5 protein-coding genes are annotated in these 7,105 nt (G+C 66.5%); 2 read left to right on the top strand and 3 right to left on the bottom strand.

The window, feature by feature from the left end; genetic code table 11:
• From FKP22_RS16135 to FKP22_RS16125, 3 genes are all read right to left on the bottom strand, one after another.
• On the bottom strand, positions 1-1,240 hold a 1,240-nt coding region (locus FKP22_RS16135), incomplete at its 3' end, for an HAD-IC family P-type ATPase (RefSeq protein ID WP_141288485.1).
• 9 nt (positions 1,241-1,249) lie between these two features.
• Entirely contained in the window at positions 1,250-1,645 is a 396-nt protein-coding gene (locus FKP22_RS16130; protein WP_141288484.1) for a hypothetical protein, read from the bottom strand.
• 651 nt (positions 1,646-2,296) lie between these two features.
• Positions 2,297-5,158, bottom strand: a complete 2,862-nt coding sequence (locus tag FKP22_RS16125) for a hybrid sensor histidine kinase/response regulator (protein WP_141288483.1) — start codon at positions 5,156-5,158, stop codon at positions 2,297-2,299.
• A 245-nt stretch (positions 5,159-5,403) separates the two neighbouring features.
• Here FKP22_RS16125 and FKP22_RS16120 point away from each other — a divergent pair, with 245 nt between their 5' ends.
• A complete protein-coding gene (locus FKP22_RS16120; protein ID WP_231012974.1) occupies positions 5,404-5,538 on the top strand; it encodes a universal stress protein in 135 nt (44 codons plus the stop codon).
• A 19-nt stretch (positions 5,539-5,557) separates the two neighbouring features.
• Positions 5,558-7,105: PAS domain-containing sensor histidine kinase (locus FKP22_RS16115; protein ID WP_141288482.1), on the top strand; the 1,548-nt coding region annotated here is incomplete at its 3' end.

Here is a 7,105-nt window from a genome sequence, read left to right as displayed (position 1 = left end):
CCCGCTCGACCAGCACCGACACGCGCCGCCGCTCGAAGCCAAACGGCACTTCGTCGAGCTTCTGCCAGCCAGCCGGGTCCACGCCCGGCTGTGCCAGGATGGCGTCGTCGAGCGGGCTGCGCAGGCCCGACTCGAAGTGGCTGTTGAGCCAGGCCAGTTCCAGCACCCGCGCGCTGGGACGGCCTTCGGCGTCGACCGCCCGCTCGAGCCGGATGCTGGCCTCGGTCAGCGTGCCGGTCTTGTCGGTGCACAGCACGTCCATGCTGCCCATGTTCTGGATGGCCGGCAGATGCTTGACGACCACCTTGCGCTCGGCCATGCGCAGCGCGCCACGCGCCAGCGTCACCGAAACAACCATGGGCAGCAGCTCGGGCGTCAGCCCCACGGCCAGCGCCACGGCAAACAGGAAGGTCTCAGCCGAGAGTTGGTGGGCCAGCAGCTGCGCGAAGGTCACGAACAGCACCAGCGCCGCGGTCATCTTGACCAGCAGTTGCCCGAAGCCGCGTGTGCCGCGCTCGAATGCCGTGGGCGCAGCGTGCTTTCCCAAGGCATGCGACATCTCGCCGAGGAAGGTCGATCGCCCGGTGCGGCAGACCAGCAGCGTCGCGCTGCCTGTCAACACCGATGCGCCCATGAACGCCGCATTCACCGCCGCGCCGATGTCGCCCTCGCCTGCATCGAGCTCCTGCGGCTTTTTCTCCACCGGGTAGGCCTCGCCGGTCAGCATGGCCTGGCGCACGAAGAAGTCGCGCGCCTCGATGACCCGACCGTCTGCGGGCACCATGTCGCCAGCCGCCAGCTGCACCACGTCGCCCGGCACGAGCGCCGCTGCGGGCACCCGCGTCACCGTGCCATCCCGAAGCACGTTCGCGTTCAGCGCCACTGAACGCTTCAGACGCTCGGCTGCGTCGCCGGCCCGGTGCTCCTGCACGAACTCCAGCGCAACGCTGCCCACCACGATGAAGGCGATGACGGCGGCGCTGGTCGCGTCGCCCATCACCGCGGAAGCCCCACACGCCAGCAGCAGCATCAGCACCAGCGGGCTGTTGAAGTGCGCCAGGAAGGCCGACGCCATCCGCCGCCGAGGCTGTTGGTCCAGCGTGTTGGCGCCTTGCGCCGCAAGCCGGCGTGATGCTTCTGCGGAGGAAAGTCCTTGTCGCTCGGCCAGCAGCGAAGTCAGCAGCTCGGCTGTCGGCACTCTCCAGAAATCGCGCGGTGCCGGCCCCGTTTGCTTGGACACGCCCTGACCTCAGTCGGTCCGAGCAGGCGGCATGGACGCAAGCAGGAGGGAGAGCCAGGGCTGCATCCAGTGGCCGGCCAGCACGCTTGTCGACGCCGCAGCGCCAGGCCGCCTGGCGAGGGCGGCGGACCCGCCGTCCCGGACAGTGTCGGAGACGGGCAGATGCCCTGTGGCAGCGCGCCACCACGCATCGGCCCATGCCTGCTGGACGGCGTTGAGATGGAAGCTGGCGATCTCCTGCATCGAGCTGAGGGCGTGCTCAAGGGCCTGAGGGCCGGCTGCCACGCGAGTGAGCATCAGCCAACCATCGAGCCACTTCATGGCGAGTTGGTTGCCGCCCAGCGGGTGGAACCAGGCGTCGCTCCACTCATGCAGAAGACGCGGGCCATGCAGTGCATCCAGCACTGTCCATACAGCGTCAGGCCCAGATGTCGAGGAAGAGTCAGTTGGCACGGGCAACGCGGTCATGGCAATTTCCTGTTGAACATCCCTGAGAGATGACCGCAGCGAATGGCTGCACCAGGCGATGCTAGGCGCCCAACTTCGCAATCGCTTGCGCCAGCTCAAGCCTCGCCGCTTCGGCTGCCAGCCATGCCTCCACAAGCCGCCTGCCACGCCGCCTCGCTGCGCTGATCTGGCGCAATGTGCGTCCGGCCAATGGCAGTTCAATGACACCTCACGAAACAGGGGGCTCGCATGCAAGCCGCATCCACCTTGACCCGGCGGGCAGCCGGTGTGCGTCGGGAGACGGCGCAAGCCTGGAGGCGACCATGATCTGGCTGATCCTGGTGGGGCTGTGCATGCTCTGTGTGCTCCTCGGCGTCTTTCGGTTGGTGGTCATCGTGCTGACGCTCGATTGACCTGCGATGCAAGCCGCATGCGTCGGCTCAATCCACTGTCCGCAACGGCCTTGCCCTCCATGAATCAGGCAGGTGTCGAAATCTAGTGGTGCTTCCTGGTTTCAGCGGCACGGCCGCGGCCTGGCATTTCAGGACCAGCGCCCTGTCTTGACGCCGATCGCTGCAGACTTCTCGCCAGACCGCCGACCGCGCACCCTCAACGGTGGTCCAAAGCACGAATCTCCGTGACGAGTGCCGCATGCCGCGCCGCCACCTCGTTGCCCAAGGATTGGACCAGGGCAAACGAGCGTGAACGACGGATGGCCAGTTCCAACTCGACCAGCATGGCGTGCAAAGACGCAGCCCCGATCGATCCAGCGGCGCGCTTGAGGGATTGAATCCTGGGCAAGGCCTCGCTCGCCTGGTGGGCTGCAAGCGCCGACTGGATCAGTTCGATGTCCGGGACTGAGGACTCGACGAATGAGCGCAGCACCCCCGCAAAAACCGTCTCGCTGCCGTTCACCATTTGAAGCCCATAGGCCGCGTCCAGGCCGGTCAACCGCCACATCGGCAGTTCCCGCATGATCGCTGCCGCCTCGGCAGGCCGACGTTGCGGCGGCCCGCGCGGTCCGGCCTCGACGGGCTTACTCGGCAGCCACCTGAGCAAGGCGTTGAAGAGCACATCGGGCTCAACCGGCTTGGCCACGAAGTCGTCCATGCCAGCTTGCAGGCACATCTCGCGGTCTTCGCTGAATGCGTTGGCCGACAGCCCGATGATGGGTCGCCCGGACCAGCCCGGCAGCGCACGGATGCTGCGGGTGGCCGAGAGGCCGTCCAGCACCGGCATCTGCATGTCCATCAGGACCAGGTCGTATGCCAGGAGCTGCGCCTTTTCAACTGCCACCTGGCCGTTCACTGCGCTGTCGACCTCCAGCCCCACGGCCTTCAGCAGTTCGGTGGCCACCTCCCGATTCACCTCGTTGTCTTCCACCAGCAGGATGCGGGCGCCGGTGTGCCTGCGTCTCAACTGTTCCTCGGGCCTGAGCTGCACGGTTGAGGGCACGGCAGGCACCGGCCCCAGGCCGCGGCTCAGCCGGGCCGTGAACCAGAAGGTCGAGCCTCGACCAGGCATGCTGGTGACACCGACCTCGCCACCCATCAGCTGGGCCAGGTGCTTGGTGATGGCCAGCCCCAGTCCCGAGCCACCATGCAAGCGCGTGACCGTGGTGTCCGCCTGCTCGAACGCATTGAACAGGCGAGGCAGCGCCTGGGCAGCAACGCCAGCGCCGGTGTCCTGCACCTCGAAGCGCACCAGCAAGCCCGCCACAGTCTCCTCGACCAGCACGGCCCTCAGCGTGATGCATCCCTTGTCGGTGAACTTCACGGCGTTGCTTGCGTAGTTGAGCAGCGCCTGCCCCAGTCGCGTCAGATCACCATGCAGCCAAAGCGGCACCGCATCGAGGTCCACCCGCACATCGATGCCCTTGCCGCGAGCCTGTTCGCAGATGATGGACTGCACGTTGTCGAACAGCGCCGTCAAATGAAGATCGGTCAGGTCCAGCTGGAAACCACCGGCTTCGATCTTGGACAAGTCCATGATGTCGTTGACCACCGACAGCAGGTGGCGAGCCGCGACGTCGATCTTGCCCAGGCGATCAGTCTGTTCGGGCGTGGATCCGGTTCGCTGCAGCAGCTTGGTCAGGCCGATGATCGCGTTCAGCGGCGTGCGGATCTCATGGCTCATGTTGGCCAGGAACGCCGACTTCATGCGATTGGCGGCCTCTGCTGCGAGGCGCGCCTGCTCGGTCCTTTCGCGCAGCTCCGTAACGTCGCGCAGCACGGCCGTGTAGTAACGCTGGCCATCGACGTCCAGCTTGGAGATCGACACTTCCACCGGGAGGTGCTGGCCGTCTGCACGCACGGCAAACACGGCGCGCTCTGCGCCCATGCGCCGCTTGGCAGAGCCACGGGCACCGAACTCCCGGACGAAACTGCTGTGTTCGGCCCAAGCCGACTGAGGCAACAGCGTCTCCAGCGTGCGCCCGAGCATGTCGCTGCTGCTGCGCGTGAACATTTCCTCTGCGGCGGGATTGAACAGCACGATCCGCTGTTCACCGTCCAACACCACCACCGCGTCCATGACGGATCCAATGATCTGGTCGAAGCGCAGCTCGTGGTGGCGCAAGTGCCGCTGCATCGCCGTTCGGCCCACTTCGCTCAAGTGCAATGCGTTCGCGGTTCGCCAGATCAGCAGCGCGAACAACAGGGTGTAGGCCACGGTGATGAGCGCAATGCCGAAAGTGCCTTGCACCTGCCCCCGGCGCTCGGCAAACAGCAGCAGCCAGCCCAGAATGAAGGGGCCGCACAGCACATAGGGCAACAGCCGCCGCGCGGCCATGCCACCAGCCCCCTTGTCGACCAACAGGCGCATCAGGCCCTCCGAGGGCCTGGCCAGCAGCGCGCCGAGGCACAACACCACGAGCCCGATCGCCGTGTGCAGCGCGAGCGTTGAATAAGCCCCCACGCCGTACAAGGCCTCCACGCCATAGGCGTAGCCCACGCAGGCCAGCAGGCCGATCAGCGCCCCGACCGTGGCGGCCCCCTGCGCCACCGGTCGCCAGGGGCTGGCATCCAGCAGCAGCAGCGCCAGCGCAGCACACAACAGCCCGGCGGCCGTGGCCTCGGCCATGCGGCCCGCGGGCGCATGGGCATGCGGATCCACCTCGACACGGATCAACAGCTGGTCAATGCCGAGATCTGCTGGCAACAGGTATTCGGCCAGCGTCAGCAGACAGATCAGCACCACACAACCCAACATCGAAGCGCGAAACACACGCACTGCGCGCGTGGTGGCGGAGGTGCTGGAGGTGGCCAGCGCAATGCCGGCGAACAGGAAGCACACCGCCGTGTTCGGCTTCATCGAAGCAAAGTCGGGCTGGATGCGCGTGAGCCACGGCACCGTCAGCACCCAGCCCACCAACACCACGACACCCAAGCCCGCCACGGCGACGCCAGACGACTTCGCCATCCGCAGCGAATTCGCCACCAGCGTTGCGTCAAGATTGTCGACAGGTGTCAAGACTGCTCCACCCCCAGAGCCACTCTGGCTCGTTGGTTTCAGCCTACTGCCGGGCCGCTGGCGCGGCGTTGCGGCAACTCAATGCTCAGAGCGCCCGAGGGCCGACGCTGGCGCCGGTTTCAACGCCACGCAGGGAAAGCCGGCGACATGCAGGACATGCTGGCGAAATTGACGAATGTCAAACAAGGGCCGGGGAGAAAGGTGAGACTCGTGATTCCTCTGGCACTGGGTCGAGGCCACCGCACATGTACCACCGAATCCTGGTCCCCGTTGACGGAAGCCCGACCAGCCGGCGCGGCCTGCAAGAAGCGATTGCCATCGCGAAGGCAGCGGCGGCACCATCCGCCTGCTGCACGCTGTGGACGACCTCCGCTTCGTGACCTGAACCGGAGAAGCCGCTTGCCTGAATCCCAGCCAGCTTCCGCGTCCTCACACGACCCCTTCCCCCTGCTCGAGCGGCACAGGCCGCATGCCGACGAGAACTCATGGGAAGCGCAGATCGCGCTCACGCTTGCGATGCGCGCCGTCGGCGAGTCGCTTCTGCGGGGTGTTTTTGAAACCGCGCTGGACGGCATCGTGATGACTGGCGAAGACCAACTCATCGTGCTGGCCAATGCCGCTGCCGCTCGCATGCTCGGCTGCTCGTCGTCGCAGGACATGGTGGGCTCACCCCTGGCGCGCTTCATTCCCGAATCCTGCCGGGCCATGCATGGCGATGCCATGCGCAAATTCGGCAGGAGCGGCGCCGCTGTGCGGCACATGGGGCGGCGGCGCGAGGTACAGGCCATGCGGACCGATGGCACGCTGTTTCCAGCGGAGGCCACCATTTCCCACATCGAGATCGATGGCCTCGGGCTCTACACAGCCACGCTGCGGGACATGAGCGAAGCCCGGCAGGCCGAACAAGCCTTGCGCGACAGCGAAGCCATGCTCCGCCGCCTGCTGATGAACCTGCCGGAGGCGGTGTTCGTCAACAGCGGCAATCGTGTCAGCTTCGTCAACGAGGCCGCCCAACGGCTGTTTGGTGGCGACGAGGCCGCGTTGCTCGGCCGTGCCCCGTTGGAGCTGATTGCCCCGCAATCCCGCGCGCTGGTGCACGCCCGCATCGCGGCGCTGAGCCCGCGGGCACCTGTCGCTCCGTTGACGGAACTCGGCATACAGCGGCTGGACGGCAGCGAGCGGCGCGTGGAATCCGTGGGCACGCTGATCGCTCATCGCGGAGAAAGCGCCATCCTGGTGGTGCTGCGCGATGTGACCGAACTGCGCCAGGCACGCACGGCGCTGGAGCAATCCCATGCGGACCTGCAACGCCTGGTCGCAGCGCTGGAGCAGACGCTGATGACGGAGCGCAAGCGCATTGCGCGCGAGCTACACGATGATCTTCAGCAGACGCTTTCGGCAATCCGCATGGACACGTTTTTGCTGCGCGAGAACTGCGGTGGCCCCAACGATGCAGCGACGCTGGCGCGCATCGACGGCTTGGCCGAAGCTGCGATGGCTTCGACGCGGCGACTTGTCAACGACCTTCGCCCCTTGCCGCTGGAGGAAATGGGGCTGACCGAAGCGCTCAAAGCCATGGCTCAGCGCTTCGCAGAGCGCTCCGGCATTACCTGCGAGGTGACCGTGCCGCCACCTGACGCGGCAAACGAGCCTGCCGCGACGCTGGCGCACTGCCTCTTCCGCGTGGCCCAGGAGGCACTGAACAACGTTGGCAAGCATGCGCACTGCCGCCAGGCCGAGGTCTCGCTCAGGCGTGATCAGGACGGCGGCTGGACGCTGAGGATCCGCGACGACGGTTGCGGCATCCAGCCAGGTGACCCGCGCAAGCCCAAGTGCTATGGACTGCTCGGCATGGGCGAGCGGCTGCGCGCGTTGGGTGGCGCATTGAAGGTCAGCAGGCGATCCGAGGGCGGTACCTGCGTGGAGGCAACGCTGCCCCCACCGCCG

Origin of the sequence: Ideonella azotifigens, from assembly GCF_006519715.1 — a bacterium.
In the GTDB taxonomy this organism is placed as follows: domain Bacteria; phylum Pseudomonadota; class Gammaproteobacteria; order Burkholderiales; family Burkholderiaceae_C; genus Ideonella; species Ideonella azotifigens.
This window is presented reverse-complemented; position numbering and strand designations above follow the sequence as displayed.

Coding starts and splice junctions, on each gene's coding strand:
- FKP22_RS16120 (WP_231012974.1), top strand. CDS start 5,404: ATGTACCACCGAATCCTGGTCCCCGTTGACGGAAGCCCGACCAGCCGG.